Origin of the sequence: Streptomyces ardesiacus (genome assembly GCF_003112575.1) — a bacterium.
Lineage (GTDB): Bacteria > Actinomycetota > Actinomycetes > Streptomycetales > Streptomycetaceae > Streptomyces > Streptomyces ardesiacus.
In genome coordinates this window covers 189,045-207,126 of the sequence record NZ_BEWC01000005.1, presented here as the reverse complement: position 1 = coordinate 207,126, position 18,082 = coordinate 189,045, and the positions used below count along the sequence as shown (strand labels likewise).

General features: G+C 70.9%; 14 protein-coding genes. 8 read left to right on the top strand and 6 right to left on the bottom strand.

The genetic code is table 11. The annotated features are described in order from the left end of the window. Positions 1-119: 119 nt before the first annotated feature. Complete coding sequence (locus tag Sdi02f_RS17455; RefSeq protein WP_435605215.1) at positions 120-1,997, top strand: S9 family peptidase; 1,878 nt, start codon at positions 120-122, stop codon at positions 1,995-1,997. Between the two features lie 249 nt (positions 1,998-2,246). Here the strand turns inward: Sdi02f_RS17455 and Sdi02f_RS17450 are convergent, their stop codons facing one another. The 3 genes from Sdi02f_RS17450 to Sdi02f_RS17440 form a co-directional block, all read right to left on the bottom strand. Next, on the bottom strand, positions 2,247-4,181 hold the full coding sequence (locus Sdi02f_RS17450; protein ID WP_108933625.1) for an NAD-binding protein: 1,935 nt from the start codon (positions 4,179-4,181) through the stop codon (positions 2,247-2,249). 324 nt (positions 4,182-4,505) lie between these two features. Continuing rightward, entirely contained in the window at positions 4,506-5,588 is a 1,083-nt protein-coding gene (locus tag Sdi02f_RS17445) for a PucR family transcriptional regulator (protein WP_108933624.1), read from the bottom strand. 102 nt (positions 5,589-5,690) lie between these two features. After that, positions 5,691-5,936, bottom strand: a complete 246-nt coding sequence (locus Sdi02f_RS17440) for a zinc-ribbon domain-containing protein (protein ID WP_031087676.1) — start codon at positions 5,934-5,936, stop codon at positions 5,691-5,693. Positions 5,937-6,179: 243 nt separating this feature from the next. Here Sdi02f_RS17440 and Sdi02f_RS17435 point away from each other — a divergent pair, with 243 nt between their 5' ends. From Sdi02f_RS17435 to Sdi02f_RS17425, 3 genes are all read left to right on the top strand, one after another. Next, entirely contained in the window at positions 6,180-6,470 is a 291-nt protein-coding gene (locus tag Sdi02f_RS17435; RefSeq protein ID WP_030404642.1) for a DUF3040 domain-containing protein, read from the top strand. 72 nt (positions 6,471-6,542) lie between these two features. Beyond that, on the top strand, positions 6,543-8,087 hold the full coding sequence (locus Sdi02f_RS17430) for a potassium/proton antiporter (RefSeq protein ID WP_108933623.1): 1,545 nt from the start codon (positions 6,543-6,545) through the stop codon (positions 8,085-8,087). A 463-nt stretch (positions 8,088-8,550) separates the two neighbouring features. Beyond that, positions 8,551-9,777 (top strand): cation:proton antiporter, encoded by a 1,227-nt coding sequence (locus Sdi02f_RS17425; protein WP_108933622.1) that lies wholly within the window; start codon positions 8,551-8,553, stop codon positions 9,775-9,777. A gap of 33 nt (positions 9,778-9,810) precedes the next feature. Here Sdi02f_RS17425 and Sdi02f_RS17420 read toward each other — a convergent pair whose 3' ends face one another. From Sdi02f_RS17420 to Sdi02f_RS17410, 3 genes are all read right to left on the bottom strand, one after another. Further along, positions 9,811-10,299 (bottom strand): cation:proton antiporter regulatory subunit, encoded by a 489-nt coding sequence (locus tag Sdi02f_RS17420; protein ID WP_030404639.1) that lies wholly within the window; start codon positions 10,297-10,299, stop codon positions 9,811-9,813. 218 nt (positions 10,300-10,517) lie between these two features. After that, on the bottom strand, positions 10,518-11,033 hold the full coding sequence (locus Sdi02f_RS17415) for an SLATT domain-containing protein (protein WP_108933621.1): 516 nt from the start codon (positions 11,031-11,033) through the stop codon (positions 10,518-10,520). 102 nt (positions 11,034-11,135) lie between these two features. Next, positions 11,136-11,642 (bottom strand): hypothetical protein, encoded by a 507-nt coding sequence (locus Sdi02f_RS17410; RefSeq protein WP_245962218.1) that lies wholly within the window; start codon positions 11,640-11,642, stop codon positions 11,136-11,138. Positions 11,643-12,607: 965 nt separating this feature from the next. Between Sdi02f_RS17410 and Sdi02f_RS17405 the strand changes: the two genes are divergently transcribed. From Sdi02f_RS17405 to Sdi02f_RS17390, 4 genes are all read left to right on the top strand, one after another. Continuing rightward, positions 12,608-14,659, top strand: a complete 2,052-nt coding sequence (locus tag Sdi02f_RS17405; RefSeq protein ID WP_218030779.1) for a hypothetical protein — start codon at positions 12,608-12,610, stop codon at positions 14,657-14,659. 294 nt (positions 14,660-14,953) lie between these two features. Further along, complete coding sequence (locus Sdi02f_RS36870) at positions 14,954-15,388, top strand: helix-turn-helix domain-containing protein (protein ID WP_108933769.1); 435 nt, start codon at positions 14,954-14,956, stop codon at positions 15,386-15,388. A 656-nt stretch (positions 15,389-16,044) separates the two neighbouring features. Further along, positions 16,045-16,848: a hypothetical protein gene (locus Sdi02f_RS17395; protein WP_108933618.1), complete on the top strand. Its 804-nt coding sequence runs from the start codon at positions 16,045-16,047 to the stop codon at positions 16,846-16,848. Continuing rightward, the gene (locus Sdi02f_RS17390) at positions 16,844-18,004 is read left to right on the top strand and encodes a helix-turn-helix domain-containing protein (protein ID WP_391034180.1); all 1,161 of its coding nucleotides are present in this window, start codon (positions 16,844-16,846) and stop codon (positions 18,002-18,004) included. The genes Sdi02f_RS17395 and Sdi02f_RS17390 overlap by 5 nt, the downstream gene beginning before the upstream one ends. Positions 18,005-18,082: the final 78 nt, after the last annotated feature.

Below are 18,082 nucleotides of genomic sequence, written 5' to 3'. Positions count from 1 at the left end.
GCGCGGCCCCGCAGCGGGGCTGTGGAAAACGTGGGGGGAAGACGGGCGGGCGGAGGAGGTTGTCCACAGGCTGGGGATCTCTTCTGCGCGGTGTCGCCCGGTCGGGGCAGTATGGGGCCATGACTGAGAGCAACAAGCCCGTTCCGCCGGACGTGGACGCGGCCGTGGACGTGGACGGGGACGAGCGGGCCGCGGACGGGCGGCGCGGGCGGGACGGGCAGATGCCCGACTGGGAGAAGCGGTTCCGGGCGCCGAGGGTGTCGCTGCCCGACTGGGCCGAGGACGCCCCGGACCGCTCCCTGTTCGTGTCGAACGCGACGGGGACGTACGAGCTGTACGCCTGGGACCGCGCGAGCGGCGAGCAGCGCCAGGTCACGGACCGGCCCAACGGCACGACGGACGGCGTGCTCGCGCCCGACGGCGAGTGGATCTGGTGGTTCGACGACAAGGACGGCGACGAGTTCGGCGTCTGGCGGCGCCAGCCCTTCGCGGGCGGCGCGGACGAGCCGGCCGTGCCCGGCCTGGACCCCTCCTACCCGGCGGGCCTCGCCCTCGGCCGGGACGGGCGCACGGCGGTGATCGGCCGCTCGACGGACGAGGACGGTACGACCATCCACCTCGCGCACGCGGGCGAGCCCCCGGCGGAGATCTACCGGCACCGCGAGTCGGCGGGCGTCGGCGACCTCTCCCACGACGGCTCCCTGATCGCGATCGAGCACACCGAGCACGGCGACGCGATGCACTCGGCGCTGCGCGTCCTGCGCCGCGACGGCAGCAAGGTCGCCGAGCTGGACGACACCGAGGGCGGCCGGAAGGAGCTGGGCCTGGAGGTCCTGGGCTTCGCGCCGGTCGACGGCGACACCCGCCTGCTCATCGGCCACCAGCGCCGGGGCCGCTGGGAGCCCCTGGTGTGGGACGTGGCGACGGGCGAGCAGACCGACCTCGCCCTGGAGCTGCCCGGCGACGTCAGCGCCGAGTGGTATCCGGACGGCTCCGGCCTGCTGATCGTGCACGGCTTCGAGGCCCGCAGCGAGCTGTTCCACTACGACTTCGCCGAGCGCGAGCTGACCCGGATCGACACCCCCGCGGGCACCGTCTCCGGGGCCACGGCCCGTCCCGACGGGACCGTGGAGTACCTGTGGTCCTCGGCCGCCGAGCCGTCGGCGGTCCGCTCCACCACCGGGCGCGTCGTCCTGGACCCGCCCGGCCTGAAGTCGCCGGGCTCGGTCCCGGTGGAGGACGTGTGGGTGGACGGGCCCGGAGGCCGCATCCACGCCTTGGTCCAGAAGCCGGCGGGGGCGGCCGGTCCGCTCCCGACGGTCTTCGACATCCACGGCGGCCCGACCTGGCACGACAGCGACGCCTTCGCCGCGGGCCCGGCCGCCTGGGTGGACCACGGGTACGCGGTGGTCCGCGTCAACTACCGGGGCTCCACCGGGTACGGCCGCGCCTGGACCGACGCCCTCAAGCACCGGGTGGGCCTCATCGAGCTGGAGGACATCGCCGCGGTCCGCGAATGGGCGGTGACCTCGGGCCTCGCGGACCCCGAGCGCCTGATCCTCACCGGCGGCTCCTGGGGCGGTTACCTCACGCTGCTCGGCATCGGCACCCAGCCCGAGGCGTGGACGCTCGGCATCGCGGCCGTGCCGGTCGCGGACTACGTCACGGCGTACCACGACGAGATGGAGGGCCTCAAGGCCCTCGACCGCACCCTGCTGGGCGGCACCCCCGAGGAGGTCCCCGAGCGCTTCGAGGCGTCCTCCCCGCTGACCTACGTCGACGACGTCAAGGCCCCGGTGTACATCTCCGCCGGCGTCAACGACCCCCGCTGCCCGATCCGCCAGGTGGAGAACTACGTGGACCGCCTGAAGGCCAGGGGCGCCGTCCACGAGGTCTACCGCTACGACGCGGGCCACGGTTCCCTGGTCGTCGACGAACGCATCAAACAGGTCGCCCTGGAACTGGACTTCGCCAGCAGACACCTCCCCCAGAACTAGCCCTCCCGCCCCCCGGCCCCCACTCCGTGCCCCGTCCCTCGGGCGCCGGGCCCGGCCCCGGGCGCGCCGCATGGGCGCCTGAGCCGGGGCCAGGGGTGCTACTTGGCCCCGAGTCGGGTTGGGGCGCCTTCTCGGGGGCCGAGCCGGTCTTCGGGGTGGTTTCTCGGCCGACCGAGTCGGGTGGTGGGTGGGCATGGGCCGGGGGTCCAGGGGGCGGAGCCCCCTGGCGGGGTCGTAGGGGCAGCGCCCCTACACGCCCGACCCGTGCCGCGCCCGCCGCCCCAGCAGCTCCGCCAACCCCCTCCGCGTAGCCGCCAGCACCACCCGGTCCACCCCCCGGAGGACATACGTGTCGGGCAACTCCCACACCAACCGAGACCCCACCGACCCACTGCTCCCCACCGACCCACCGCTCCCCGCACGTCCCCCACCAGACGCACCGTCGGCCACCTCGAGCGCCAGCACCCGCCAGGCCCCCGCCCGAAACGCCTCCCCCACCGTCTTCCCCTCCAGCTGCGGATGCCCCGCCACCTCCACCGCCGCGAACAGCAGCACCCGCCGCTCGACAGGGATCGCTCCCAGGATCTGGCGGCCCATCATCGCCCCGGCGAAGGACGGTGCCGCCAGGTGCGTCACGCTCCGGCTCCGGGTCAGCGCCCGGGGGTGCGCGGCACGCAGGGTCCGGTACACGGCGGTCGCGAAGTCGTCGTCGTACAGCCGCAGCACCACCCGCAGCCGCGACCGTACGGAACGCGCGTACAGCACCGCCTCCAGGTTGGTCGTGTCCACACTGGTCAGTGCGAGCAGCGAGTGCGCCCGGTGGATCTTCGCGGCCTCCAGGACGCCTTCCTGGGTGACGTCCCCGAGCACCACCGGCACCCGCAGCCGCCGCGCCGTCGCCATCCCGCGTGCCTCGGGGTCGGCCTCGACGCACACCACGGGGATGTCCATCTCCCGCAGCCGGGTCAGGACGCGCGTGCCGATCTTGCCGAGTCCCAGCAGGACGACGTGCCCGCCCAGCCCGCGCGGCGGCTTGCGCAGGGAGGACGCGGTGCGGAAGGTGCCGAGGGCCTCCAGCACGGCCGCCAGCAGGACCGGCAGCAGCAGCAGTCCGACGAAGCCGGAGAGAAGCTGGAGGATCTGGCGCCCGACGTCGTCGTTGTGCGCGGGCTCGTTGATGGAGAAGAGGTCGAGCAGCGTCACGTACGTGGCGTGCAGCGGATGGTCGCCGGTGACCACCATCAGCGCCACCGCGAGCGCCACCACGCACGCCGCCAGACCTGCCAGGGACCACCGCAGCCGGCGCGAGAACAGCTCGCCGAAGGCGGGCACACCGGCCCGCCCGGCGGGCAGCGGCGGCCCGGAGTACGACACCTGTTCCAGGACCACGGTCCCGCGCCCGGTGGCGGCCTCCACCGCCGCGGCGTCGGGCAGGAGTTGGGGTCCCTGCTCGCCGCTGTCCTCCGAACCGTCCGTGCCGGCGGGGTCGTTGCTGGTCGCGGAGAGCAGCGCGAGGGTGCACAGTCCCGGGTCGGCCACCTCGCCGGGCGCGGGCGGGTGCCGTTCGACGGCGCGCAGCAGGATGCCGTCCGTGTCGACGATCTTGCTGGTGCCGACCAGGGCGGTGGCCGCCAGCGCGGGCGCGGCGGTGTCGGCGTCGGACAGCACCGTCGTGGACCCGGACCCGGACCCGGACCAGGCCCCGGCGTCGGGATCGCCGCCGGGACCGGAGCCGGAACCGTCCCGGGTCGCCAACGCGGCGCTCTGGTCGAGGAGTTCCTCGATGTGCTGGCCCAGACGCCGGTTGTACAGACGCAGGACCAGTCGCAGACGGGGGTTGAGCCGGCGGGCGGTCAGCGCGGCGCGGATGTTGGTCTCGTCGTCGTCGTACACGAGGGCCAGCGCGGTGGCCCGTTCGACCCCGGCGTCCGCGAGCACGTCCTCGGTCGGCTCGGTGGCCTCCAGCTCACGGTCGGCGCCGCCCTGGTCGCCGTTGCCCGAGCGGTTGACGGCCGCGTTGACCATGTCGAGCAGTGCCGCCGACGCCGCGCGGGCCCGGCCGACCACCGGCTGACGCACCCGGCGCCCGGAGGGCGGGACGACGAGGGTGACCTGCTCGCGGTAGACGCCGCGCAGTTCGGCGGCCAGGCGGTGCGCCAGCCCGTCGTCGCCGCACACCACCATGTGCGCGTAGCCGTCGCCCTGCGGAACCTGGTTCGGAACGCTCCCCGTATGAGTCCCCATTTGAGGAAGGACAGTACCGGTACCCGCCGCGGTTCCGGGCTCGCCGGAAGAGATCGAGGACGGCATGGAAGACGCCCGAAGGTTGCCGGAACGCGGCAGTGACGCGTGGCGGAGCCCCGTGTGACGATCGGTCTCACCGAAGCACAGTGACGGGCGGGCCGGGGGAGGCACGGCGGCACGGGGGGTGCCGCGGGGGCGTGCCGCCCGTCGCGTCGCTGGTCTTCGGTGAGTGCCGGGCCGGCCCCGCGGGGGGTGGGGCGGGGGCTAGATCTCCTGCGCGGGCCAGCCCAGCAGCCGGGCGCCGATGACCGCGGTCTGCAGCGTGTAGCGGTGCACCGGGTCGGAGGCGTCCGCCCCGGTGAGCTGGTGGATGCGGTCCAGCCGGTAGGTGAGAGCCCGCACACTGAGCGAGAGCCGCCGGGCGGCCTCGGCGGCGGTGCAGCCGGCGTCGAAGTACACCTCCAGGGTCCGCAGCAGCGGTTCGGCGCCGCCGCGGGCCTCGCGCAGTGGACCCAGCACACTGAGCACCAGGTCGGCCATCGCCTGCCGGTCCCGGGCGAGGACCGGGTAGACGAGCATGTCGGCGGCGCGCACCACGGGCTCGTCCAGGCCCAGCCGCTCGGCGAGTTCGAGGGTGCTGAGCGCCTCCTCGTAGCTGTGCACCACGCCGCCCGCACCGCTCTGGGGGCGCCCGATCGCGACGCGGCTGCCGTCCGTGGCGGCGTAGGCCTGCTTGGCGAAGAAGGCCAGGACGTCGTCCTGGTCGCCGGGGGCGATGCAGATCAACTGACCGTTCTTGGTGGTGATCAGGACACGCCGGTCGCCGAAGCGGGAGTTGAGCGCGGTCTCCACGATCCGGGTGACCGGTGCGGTGTCGTCGTACGCGTCGGGGCCCTCGGCCACCGCGACGGCGTGCGCGCGGGAGAGGACGAGCCCGAACCGCTCGGCCCGCTCGGCGAGGCGGCCCAGGTCGCTGCGCCCGTAGAGCAGGTCGTCGATGAACTCCCGCCGCGCGGCCTCCTCCTGGCGCACGGCGAGCCGCTGGGCGCGCTCGTACCCCTCGGCGAAGGCGTCGACGGCCTGCGCGACGGCGGCGAGCACGCTCGCGGCGACGTCGGAACCCGACCCCGTCGGGCCGCCGCCGGGCCAGGACGCGCGCGTGGCGTCCAGATGCAGCCGTACGAGGCTGCGCAGGCTGTGTCCCGCCTCCGCGGCCTGCTCACCGAAGAGCCGCCGCTCCTCCAGCTCGTCCCGGGTCAGCCGGCGCCCCGTGTCGGCGACCCCCGCCAGGATCTCGGCGTACCCGGTCAGGTACGTCTCCCGCTGGTCCGTCTGCAGGTCCGTCACCCCGTGCCTCCCCTGCCGTTCACGCCCCGTGCGCGGAGTCCGGCAACGAGAGGGTAGTCAACACTGCCGGAAACCGGCAACGCGCGCGGCAGGGGTCAGCCGCTAGCCTCCGCCGGCCTCCTGCGCCTGGAGCCGCCGGGCCTGTTCCGGGGTCACCCGCTGCTCGGCGCCGCAGAAGGTGCACTGCGTCGCGTACGTGGTGGAGACGGGGAACAGCGGCACGAAGAAGAGCGTGAACTTCCTGACGCGCTTCCTGAGCGCGTGCGCGGCGGGATTGCCGCACCGGCCGCACACCAGCGACAGCATCGCGAGCTGGTAGAGGTAGCCCTTGGTGCCGAAAACGATCACGAGCCGGGTCCTTCCGGTAGGCCCCGCGGGGCGCCCGCGTTTCCTACAGGTTGCACGCTGCGGTATTTGGGTGCCGCCCCGTATGGCCCGGACGGCCCCGTACGGGCGAGCCTGGAGGCCACTCCCCTTACCCGGCGGCCTCGTCCCGGTGTGACCGGGACGACCAGCACCGCAAGGAGAGCACATGGCCCGCCCCGCTGACCGCGTCGCCTTCGCAGGGCCCCGCGGCGGGAGGAGGACCTCATGTCCCTGTCCGACGACCGCAGACTCACCGAGATCGAGACCCGGCTGCACCGCGAGGACCCCGAGTTCGTCCGGTCCTTCACCGACGGCCGCCCCCTGCGCCCGCGCGAGTACCGGTACCACCGGGCCTGGCTGCTGCTCTGCCTCGCGCTCGGCGCGCTGGCCACGGGCGTCTTCATGGCCCACGGGCTGCTCATCGCCGCCGGGCTCGTCTTCGCCGGCGTCGCCGGTGAACTGTTCGACCCGCACCGACGCGTCCGCGCGAGACGGTGCCCGCCGTCCGGGTCCTGACCCCGGCGGGGGCAGCGCGGCCGAGGCGGAGGTGACCCCGGGCGCGGGCGCGTACGGCACGGAGCCCGTCCGATGACCCTGTCCGAGCTGTACGTCATGCTGCTGATCGGCGGCACGGTGCTGCTGGCGAGCATCGCCGCCGCCCGCGCCGCCCACCGCATCGGCCTGCCCAGCCTGCTGCTGTTCCTGTGCGTCGGCCTCGTCGCGGGCGAGGACGGCCTCGGCCTGCGGTTCGACGACGCCCAACTGGCCCAGGCGCTGGGCGCCGCCGCCCTCGCGCTCATCCTGGTCGAGGGCGGCCTGACCACGCAGTGGAGCGACGTACGGCGGCTGCTCGCCCCCGCCGGGGTGCTGGCCACGGTGGGCGTGGCGATCTCCGTCGTGGTGACCGCGGCGGGCGCGCACTGGCTGCTGGGGATCGACTGGCGGCTGGCCCTGCTGATCGGCGCGATCGTCTCCTCCACCGACGCCGCCGCCGTCTTCTCCGTCCTGCGCGCCCTGCCGCTGCCGCAGAAGGTGAGCGTGCTGGTGGAGGCCGAGTCCGGCTTCAACGACGCGCCGACCATCATCCTGGTCCTGCTCTTCTCCACCACCGCCGGCCTGCCCGGCCCGCTGCCCGTCGTGGGCAACCTGCTCTTCCAGCTCGTGGTCGGCGGCGTCCTGGGCGTGGTGATCGGCCGCCTGGGCGTCGCGGCGCTGCGGCACATCGCCCTGCCCGCGACCGGTCTGTACCCGCTGGCCACGGTCGGCTTCGGCGTCATCGCCTTCGCCGCCGCCGGAGCGCTGGGCGCCAGCGGCATCATCGCCGCCTACCTGTCCGGTCTGGTCCTCGGCAACGCCAAGCTGCCCCACCGCGCGGCCACCCGCTCCTTCTCCGAGGGCGTCGGCTGGCTGGCCCAGATCGGCCTGTTCGTCATGCTCGGCCTGCTCGTCGACCCGACCGAACTGCCCTCGGCGATCCTCCCGGCCCTGGTCGTCGGCCTGGTCCTGCTCCTGGTCGCCCGGCCCGTGTCGGTCCTCCTGTGCCTGCTGCCCTTCCGGGTGCCCTGGCGCGAGCAGGTCTTCATCTCCTGGGCCGGTCTGCGCGGCGCGGTCCCCATCGTGCTCACGACCTTCCCCGTCGTGGCCGGAGTGACCGGTGCGCGCGACGCCCTGAACATCGTGTTCGTGCTCGTCGTCCTGTTCACCCTGCTCCAGGGGCCCACGCTGCCCGCGGTCGCCCGGTGGACGGGCGTGACCCGTCCGGACACGCTGCGCGAGCTCCAGGTCGAGTCCGCCCCGCTCGACCTGCTGGACGCCGACCTGCTCACCGTGTCCGTACCGCCGGGCTCGAAGCTGCACGGCGTCACCGTCGCCGAACTGCGGCTGCCGCACCCGACGGTGGTCAGCCTGGTCGTGCGCGACGGCGCCACCCTCGTACCCGACCGGGAGACCGTGCTGCGCGCCGGTGACGAACTGCTGCTCATCACCGCGCCCCAGGTCCGCGAGGCCGCCGAACGCCGCCTGCGCGCCGTCGGCCGCCGCGGCAGACTGGCCCGCTGGCTGGGCGAGCCCGGTGCTCCGGAGTCGGAGAATTTGCTCCCGGTTCACCCGAGAAAGCGCCAGAATGCCCAATAAGTGATGCGGTAAACTTCTTTACCGAGCCGTGACCGTGCGGCAGTTCGAGGAGACGGGGGGTACGCGCGATGCACCGAGCGACCCCGACCGTCATTCCCGCCGGCCCCACGGGAGCCGTGCGCACCGCACGCATCGACAACGCGGCCCGAGACAGCGTCCCCGAATTCTGACGCCCCTCGCCGCGCCCTCTGCAGCCGAGGCACGTCACAAGGCTGCGTAGCCGCGGGCAGTCGTGCCGCCGGGACGGCACGGGTGGGCGGTGGAGGTCCCCCCAGACCGTTCAGGCACTGGGGAAGGAACCCGCACCGCCGGGCAGCGCACCACCCCGCACCGCCACCGGACCACCCGCACCGCCTCCGCCCCGCACCACAACCGCACCCGCGCCCACGCACCGCACTCGCCTCTCGCGCCGCAGACCCCGCACGCCCCCCGCCACCGACCCGCCCCGGAGGGACATCCGCCCGTGCACAACACGACCGCCGTGCTCATCGAACTGGGAGCGATCATCCTCGCTCTCGGGATCCTCGGCCGCATCGCCGGCCGCATGGGCTTCTCGCCCATCCCCCTCTACCTGCTGGCCGGCCTCGCCTTCGGCCACGGCGGCATCCTGCCCCTGCAGGCCAGCGAGGAGTTCACCGCCACGGGCGCGGAGATCGGCGTCATCCTGCTGCTGCTCCTGCTCGGCCTGGAGTACAGCGCCTCCGAACTGGTCACCAACCTCAAGACCCAATACCCCTCCGGCGCCGTCGACTTCGTACTGAACGCCGTACCCGGCGCCGTGGCGGCACTGATCCTCGGCTGGGGCCCGGTGGCCGCCGTCGCGCTCGCGGGCGTCACCTGGATCTCCTCCTCCGGGGTGATCGCCAAGGTCCTCGGCGACCTGGGCCGGCTCGGCAACCGCGAGACCCCGGTCATCCTCGGCGTCCTCGTCATCGAGGACCTCGCCATGGCCGTCTACCTGCCGATCCTCACGGCCCTGCTCGCCGGTGTCAGCCTGGCCGGCGGAGCGGTCACGCTGCTGATCTCCCTGGGCACCGTCGGCGCCGTCCTCTACCTCGCCCTGCGCCACGGCCGGCTGATCAGCCGCGCGGTCTCCTCCGACAGCGCGGAAACCCTCCTGCTGGTGGTCCTCGGCCTCACCCTCGTCGTGGCGGGCCTCGCGCAGGAACTCCAGGTCTCCGCCGCGGTCGGCGCCTTCCTCGTCGGCATCGCCCTGTCCGGCGAGGTCGCCGAGGGCGCCAGCAGCCTCCTCACCCCGCTGCGGGACCTGTTCGCCGCCGTCTTCTTCGTCTTCTTCGGCCTGTCCACCAACCCGGCCGACATCCCGCCGGTCCTCGTCCCGGCCCTGATCCTTGCCGCCGTCACCGCCCTCACCAAGGTCGCGACCGGCTGGTACGCCGCGCACCGCGCCGGTCTGCGGGGCGGTGGCCGCTGGAGGGCGGGCGGCACACTGGTGGCGCGGGGCGAGTTCTCGATCGTCATCGCCGGGCTCGCGGTGGGCGTCGAACCCCGCCTCGGCCCGCTGGCGACGGCGTACGTGCTCATCCTCGTCGTCCTCGGCCCCCTCACGGCCCGCTTCACCGAGCCCTTCGCCCGCCGCCTCACCCGCGGCCCCGGCGGGACGGCGGCCGCGCGGGACGCGACGGCACCCGAGCCCACGACCCCGGAGTCGACGCACGCCAACGCATGACCGCGGCGGCCGGCAGGGCTGCGGGCCGGTGCCTCACTCCCGCCCGAGGATCTCCGCGGCCGCGTCGACGCCCTCCCGTGTACCGATCACGATCAGCGTGTCACCCCCGGCCAGCCGGAAGTCCGGCCCCGGCGACGGCAGCGCCTCGGTCCGCCGCAGCACCGCGACGATGGACACACCGGTCTCGGTCCGGGTGCAGGTGTCGCCCAGCAGGCGCCCGTTCCAGTACGACGACGCCGAAAGCCCGACGCGCTCGGCGACCAGGCCCAGCTCGGTCGTCGACAGCAGACTCGGGCTGTGGTGGGCGGGCCTGAGCGCGTCGACGACCAGGGCCGCCTCCTGGGCGTCCAGCCGTACCGACAGCGCGGGGTCGTCGTCGGGACCGTTCTTGCGGTACGCGCTCAGCGTCCGCACCCCGTCCCGCTCCGCGACCACCGACAGCCGCCGCCGTTCGCGGGTGACCAGGTCGTAGCGCACCCCTATCCCCGGCAACGGCGTCCTGCTCGTCCGCGCAGCACCCACGGCCGCCTCCCTGTCTGCCCAGGCCAGTCCTTCCGGCAACCCGGGACACCTTAGGCCCTGCCGGCCCGGACACCTTCACTCCGTTCCACTCCCTGACGCCTCTCTTACGCCGTGCCGCCCTCCGTGTCCGGCGTCACGACGAGACTGATGAGGTGACGGAGTGCCGCGGACGCGCCTCACCCGCCTCGTCCACTCGGAGGCGCAACGGTGGGCCGGTGTCATTCCGGCGCACGCTCGCCGGGCGGCTGGAAGGGCTGGTACTGGACTGCGGCCAGGGGTGTCCGGCTCAGACTGCCCCAGTTGCCGGCGTCCTGGCTCAGCGTCGTGTCGAGCAGTTCCATCGCTTCCCGCGCGATGACCTGCCGGTCGTCGCCCGAGGCCTCCCGACGCTCCACATTCCTTATGATGCGCTGGAGTTCGGCGAGTATCAGGCTCCGCTGCTGCCACAGTTCGTGGTGGCGCATGAGGCCGCTCCACGCCGAGAGCACACTGACGACGCCGGCCACGGCCGTGCTCGCCAACCCGAGCCAGGCGGCGTAGTCCCGCCAGGCTGCGACCGCCACACCGAGCACGGCGATGAGCCCGTTGAGGGCTGCGATGCCCACGGTGGTCCGCCGGGCCTTCTTCTTCATCAGCTCGCGTGTGCGCGTGTATTCCTTGCGGAAGTGATGCAGGTAGTGGGTGGTCACTCCGAGGGCGTCCGCGCCGGCCGGGGGCGGTTCCATCGGCCGCATACCGGTGAACTTCTGCTGCTCGCCCGCTTGTTGCTCCTCACCGGTCCGCCGCCTCAGGCCCCGGATCCTAGCCGCGGCAGCATCCACCACCTCAGGTCCCGGTCACGGGGGCCAACGGACACCAGACCGCTCGAGCAGCCGCTGGTGTGTCGCCAGGCGACGCCGCACGAAGATCCGGGAAGCGGCCAGAACCAGGAACAGCGCCGCGGCGGCACCGGCCGCGACAGTCAGTCCTCTCACGTGCAGTTCGCCGTTCACCAGCAGAAAGAACAGCAGTACCACCGGAATCCCGACGAGCCACGGACGCAGACGCTGCCGCCCCAGCGCACCGAAGTAGTCGAAGGCGATCCGGGCGTGCAACAGCCTCACCTCGCCCCGTGCCTCCGGCAACGTCAGCACGGGCACGGGCCAGGCCCGCATACCCGGCAGCCGGCCACCTGCGAGGGCGCCGGGAAACCGCGCCCTCGTCACCGCGGCCCGCTCACGCGCGTCCGGCAGCGCCCGGAAGACGAAGAACGGGGTATCGGAATCCCGCAGCTCCGGGTCCAGGCCCGAGTAGCGGTATCCATACTGCTCGGCGACGTAGGCGAACTGCGCGAACTTCCACAACGACGGCCACGGGACCTCGGTCGTGAAGGACGCCCCCGGTGCGCCCGGCGACCCTGGGCCCCTGCCGGTCCGACCGCCCTCTCCCACCTCGCGCAAGAGCTTCCTGAGCTGCCGTCGAAGGGTCACATCTCTCCCCGCTCTCCGTCGGCTGGTGGTCCCTTTGGCCGACGGAGAATACCCGGAGACACAGAAAGGACCCGATCCTCACTGAGGATCAGGCCCTTGACCTGCTGTCTCTGTCGGGGTGGCGGGATTTGAACCCACGACCTCTTCGTCCCGAATGAGGTTCGGGCGTGATCGACACCGGCTTGTTTGCTGTTTTTCCTGGTCAGGGCGTTAGGGTGCGGTGGTCTCGGGTGGTCTTGAAGAGGCTCGGGGAGCGGGTCGGCTCCCAGGTGGCTCCCAGCGGGGCATCAGCCAACGGCCGCCGAGTCCGTCTGACCCGCCGTATCAGCTCACACGAAGACTTGGCGCCATGGCACTCGACCAACTGGCTCAGATCACCATTGAGGGCGCCGCTCTGGCCGGCTCACAAAGCTGCCATGGTCGCTCGGCCGCGCCGATCGGCTACAGGGCATCCGGGCCGGCGGGATCCGCAAGACCACACCACTCGGTGGGACCTCGCTGTCGTCATGAGCCGCGGCAAAGAAGCCCTGTTCCCGCGAAAACCACCTACCACAATTGTGCGCCCAACCGGTATGGAAACGAGAAATTCTGAGGGGGTGTCACCCCTGCTGCTAGCGTTTTTTGGGCAGTCACATCAGCGGGCTCAAGCTCCTCACCTTCGCCATGTGGGCGGTGGGCGGCAACGCCGGCAGTCGAAGCCGGTACGTCTCGGAAGTGCGGTCGAGCGTGCTGATGCCGTCTCGGACACATCGGGTCTTGCCCGGGCGAGCTGAGGGGGAGAACGGGAAACAGCGTGACCGATCTCCTTGGACGACCACGGCGTCCAGGTGCGTGCCTGGATGGACCCCGGGACGAAGATCGGAGAACACCTGATGGAGCCATCATCCGGCGCGGGCGAGACCGTACTGCCCCGCCCTGTCGAAGCGCTGCCCCTGCCTGCATTGGCGACCGCAGCACGGAAGCTTGCCGACAAACTCATCGAGCACTTCACCATGGGCGAGCCCGCCGCATTGGCCCTCGCGCAGGCTGTCGTCGACCCCTCTGCTGCCCGCCGAGCGGCAGAGTCCCCAGAGCGGCTGCGGGTGCCCGGCGGCGTGATCCTCGCCATCCGGGCTGACGTATGGGCGCGGTATATCATCCCAGACCCGCGAAACCCGCGGATCGGTCCGTCGCGCCGGCACCCGGCCTCGAACCTGATCGGCACTGGCGAGAGCACGCGCTTCCGTCCGATGGCCGAGCCCGTCGCGGCGTCAGGGAGTCGCCCGGAACTCGTGCAGAGGCTCGCGAACCAGGAACACCTAGCGTGGGCGGCACAACTGGCCAAAGAGTACGTGCTTGACCACAACGATTGGCGCGAGTCCCTCCGTCACCAGGGAGTGATGACAGAGGTGTGGCTGGCCGCGACGGCTTTTCAACACGAGGACAGCACACCCGGGGTAACGGTTCCGGTCACGGTCGAGGGGTCGAGCCGAGTGACGTGCGCCCACGACCTGCTCGACCTCAGGTCCGCCGACGTTCCGTACCTCCGGGACACGGCGAAGCTGCGTTCCCACATCCGCAAGCTCAACGCGGCGATCACGACCGCAGGCGACCCGGCACAGGTTGACCCCGAGGTGGCGGTCACCGTGCGTTGCGAACGGCTTCCGGCGCTTCTGCTGGTCGGTTTCGAGCCGCATGACGGCACCACCGCTGACTTCGGAGTCGCGGTGAAGTCGTTGGTCGCACTTCGGCACGTCGACTCCCCGAAGCCGTGGGGTGAAGCCGCAGAGAACGAGGCCCTCGCCGACGCAGTGGTGGACGAGATCGAACGACGGAAACTGATCACTCCTGCCAAGGCCGACTGGCTACGCGGTGCCCTGACCCCCGACCAGGCGATGGCGGCCGGATTCAACGACGACCCGTCCGTCCGGGCGGCGGCAATTGTCCGGCTCTTCGCCGAGCGTAATCAGACGATCCACGCTGCTGTGCGGGTCGCCATCACCGGACAGAGCACCCGCAAGAACATCACCACCAAGCTGCTACTCGACGTAGCTTCCTCTCTGGTCATGCGCTCGGTTTCGGAAGAGGACTCCCGCAGGCGGGAACGGATGCGGAAGTACCTGAAGTCGGCCTTCCCGGGTGAGCTGGCCAAGGACTGGGAGGCCACTTTCCGTGGGACGGAGGAGCTGGCCCAAGCCGCACTTGAGGAGGTGACAAAGGGGGAGCCAGGCGCGGCAACCCGGGAACTCGCGGCCCGCAGTGCCTATCCCCTGGTGATCAACGGCCAGCTCACGGGTGACCGTGGCTCAAGCAACAACGATCAACCCGATCGGCGGCACCCAGGCGAGGTCATCGACCGTATGCGCAGTACCCAGCACGGTGTGCACCAGCTGAAGCAGACGCTCCTCGACTCTGCGGCGGGGCGCAGGACCCGCAAGGTGGACGAGACAGGACGGGTCACTCAGAACGACGACGGCCGCGACATCCTCGTCACCGACGCGGACCTCCGCCGAACCTTCCCACCCGCCGGCGAAGGTCCATCACCCACACCGGCTCCTCGGAACGCGGCTGAGATTCTCGGGAATGCTCTGCATGACCTGGCCACTTCGATCCAGGCGGTCGAGGGTGCGGTCAAGGTCGTGGAGGCGGTCAGGTCCGACGATGGGACCCGTGCTGTCGATTCGCTGGGCGCCGACCGAGCCGACTGTGAGGCGTGGCGGAACGTCCTGCAGGACGTCCTATTCAAGCTGCCTGTCTGGCAACAGCGGAGTGTCCAGCGACACGGGATTATCGCCGAGGACCCGTACGACCTCGATGCGGACCGTGACGACGAGGAAGCCGAGGAATCGGACGACGAGTTCGACGGTCAGTCGACCGATGAAGATTCGCCGCCTCAGGACGAGGTCGTTTGAATCGCTCGCCCCCGGAGTTCTCCGGATAGGCATAGAAACCCGGCCGCGCGCCGGGAGCCGCGACGCGGATGAACGGTGAGGCCCACCCACCCGACCAGGGCGAGGGCGGCAACGCCGGCTTTCCGGGCTTTAGCTTGGGAAGCCGGTACACCTCGGGGCCGAAACCGCAATCCGCTGCCGCTTGCCGTCACACCGGGCGTGACCCGGAAGACATCAAGTGGGTGCGCCGGGCAGTTCCCAGCTCACCCTGGCTATTCACTGTGGACCGGACATGGCCACGGGCTGGAGCCCCCGATGGACAGCCTGCACTTTCTCGTCGGCCGCGAACAGGAGCTTCGCGATCTGATCCAATCGCCTCAGCACCGGAACCCAGTCCCTGCGGCATGCAGGGACGAGGACGTGAATCTCTATCATCCGGAGGACGGGGAGCGGCCCGCCGAGGGCCCCTTGGCCGTATGCGTTGGCTGCGGGGGGCGCTTGGAGTGCCTCGCCCTCGCGTTGCGCGCGGAGGACCCGGAAACCCGTCACGGTTGGTACGGCGGCCTCGGCCCGGCAGACCGCGACCGCATCGCGGCAAGGCTCCGGCTTCCCAATGGGGCAACGCCCTTGCCGGACCGTGCTCACACGGTCATCCGTCTGGGCCGAGACGGATGGAGAGTCAACGACATCGCGCAAGCGCTTGGTTGCTCCAGGCGAACCGTGCAGCGCTACCTCCGCTCCGTGCGCTGACACCAAACCCGCAGCCGAGGAGCCCTGGGCTCGCTACGGCCTATGTCCAGGAGATCGTCTGTTCCTCCGCGCACGGCCTGCCGGATTCGGTTTACTGGTGCACGATCGTCCCCTGACGAGCGGTCTCCAGGTCGAGAGTAAGGGGAAAGTCCACGAAGGACTTGGGTGGGATGCCGCCAGCGGTCAGGGCATCGAATGCGTCCGGATTGTTGCCCTCGCCGACGGGCTCATCTCCAAGGCGACGTTCTCGGCAGCGGCCTCCCCCAGGTTCTCCACGCAGAGTCGTTCCCTCACGCGCCGCATCCTGAGTCGACCCTTACTGTCCTGCTTGGGCTCGGTGTCGCTTCCTCCGAACCAGGCATTGCGGGTGCACCCGTTGATGGCGGCTCTCCGCCGAGAAGACGACATGAGGCTGGGCGGCAGGCCCGCTACCGCGGCCACCCTCGGCTACGAGCTCGGCGCGATTGGTGCGCCAGCTCCTTCCTGCCCCACACGGCGGGGGAGGCACGACTTGCGCGATCGCAGGCGATCGGTGCGGCAACTTGCCACTGGGAGATCGGTGAGAAGTAGCAGAGATGCAAGAAAATCTAGATCAACTAAAGTTCGTGCGGTAGCATCCTCGGAGTAACGCAAGCTGTCGTGGATCGGAGTGATGCGTGGACGCGAACGTCGACGGGCCGATGCCGGCCTGGGCCAGTGCTCGCTTTGGGGAAGATGTCGCCGGTCTGCGACTGGCGATCCAGATGGGGCTTCTCGATACCGAGTCGGCGATGCTCGAGTCACATGTGGCCGGTCGGTCCAAGCACAAGTTCGCCGCGGGAGCGGCTCGCATGACCAATCAGTACGACCGGATCGCCGAGCATGTGCTTGACCTCGGCATCCCGGGCACTGAGCTGATCAAGCCGGGCACCTTCTACGAACTCGTGCTGGTGCACAACACCCTCCTCTGTCCCTACCGCGTGGAGTCGGTCGACGGCTTCGAGCCGGGTGACAAGTGGCCGAAGAAGCTGTCGCGCGTGATGCGGGAGCTGTTCGCGCTCACTGACGCGCCGACGCCACGCTGGGTCGCCGATCCGTTGTTGAAGGTGGAGGGCGAGGAGCTGGTTCTCCGACGATCCCTGGCTGATCTGGCTGAGCGGGACCCGCGCCTCAGCCTGGTCCTCATCCCGTACGAGATGAACATGAGTGGCCTGCAACGAGCCTGGTGGGGACAGGCTAATCTCCTGGACGAGGCCGGAAACCTTCAGTGGGTGACCGAGAAGTCTCTCCTCACGGCCGGCACCGAGAGCCGTCTCTACGCCGTGCCGGATCAGCGTACAGGGGATAACTTCGCCTCTGGTGATCTTCCCGAGGTGGCGCTTTCCACGCGCAGTGAGGCGGCCCGTGCCACGGGAACTCCGCCGCAGAGCGAGATCGAGTACGACGCGTTCGTGAGCGCTGCTGAGGGCAATGAAGATTGAGCAACCACTACTTCCAGGGACGAGCCTGGGCGGTACGTCGCCGAGAGCGGTCTGGGACGGCTTCCACGCACCCCGACTGACACAGGCGCGACGTCTCGCCGGGCTCACGAAGCGTGAGGTCGCGGACGGCATTGGTGTGTCGGCAGCTGCTGTAGGTCAGTACGAGGCAGGCACCAGCCGCCCTCGCCCTGAACTGATCCCTCGGCTCGCTGAAGTGTTGGACGTGCCGATTCAGTTCTTCGTCGCCGGCCGGCCGATGGGCAAGGTCGATACCTCCATGGCGCACTTCCGGGCTTTGCGTTCCACCTCTGGGGCCCAGCGCGAGCGAGCCCTCGGCTTCGTCGAACAGGTATGGGAGCTCACTCATGCCCTCGAGAAGCGGGTGCAGCTTCCACCCGTGAACCTTCCGGGCTTCACGGGTGGCGAGGTGTATCCCGGGATCGACCTACCTGACGATCCCGTGGGTGCTGCGCGAGCGCTCCGGCGCCACTGGAGACTGGGTGACGGACCGGTGCGCCATCTGGCGCGCCGGATGGAGTCGCACGGCCTCATCGTGGTGGCACCTGTAGAGGCCGACGAGGCGGCATCCAAGGTTGACGCCTTCTCCAGTTCCGGCCTACTGCGTCCTGTCATCGTGCTCACACCCAATCGCGCTGATGATGTCTACCGATATCGCTTCAGCGCGGCCCACGAGCTTGGGCACCTGGTCCTCCACGCAGGTGCCACTGGTGACAGCCGTTTGGAGCGGGAGGCAGATGCTTTCGCCGCCGAGTTCCTCACCCCTCAGAAATCGATCCTTCCTCTGCTGTCGCGGCGGGTGGACCTGGCACAGCTGGCCGGCCTGTCCCAGACCTGGGGCGTGTCGGTGAGTTCGCTCATCTACCGGTACCGGGAACTCGGGCTCGTCTCAGACGCGACGATCAGCCGCGCGTACCAGCGACTTCGGGGTCTCAGCGGGCAGCCGGGCTTCGCCCCGGAATCGGTCCGCGGATACCCCGGGGAACAGCCGGTGATGCTTCGCAAGGCATTTGAGCTGGCGGAACAGGACACCGGACTGACGATCCGCGCGCTTGCCGCGGAACTTGCTTGGAAGCCGGCGAGGGTGCGCGAGCTGCTAGGGATGCCGGACAGCCGCCCTGTGCTGAAACTTGTCTGACGAGCCGCTGGGGGAAGGGACTTGCGCCGCACCCCCAGCGGCTGCCAGCTGGCCTGCCAGTCCCATTGCCGAAGGGCG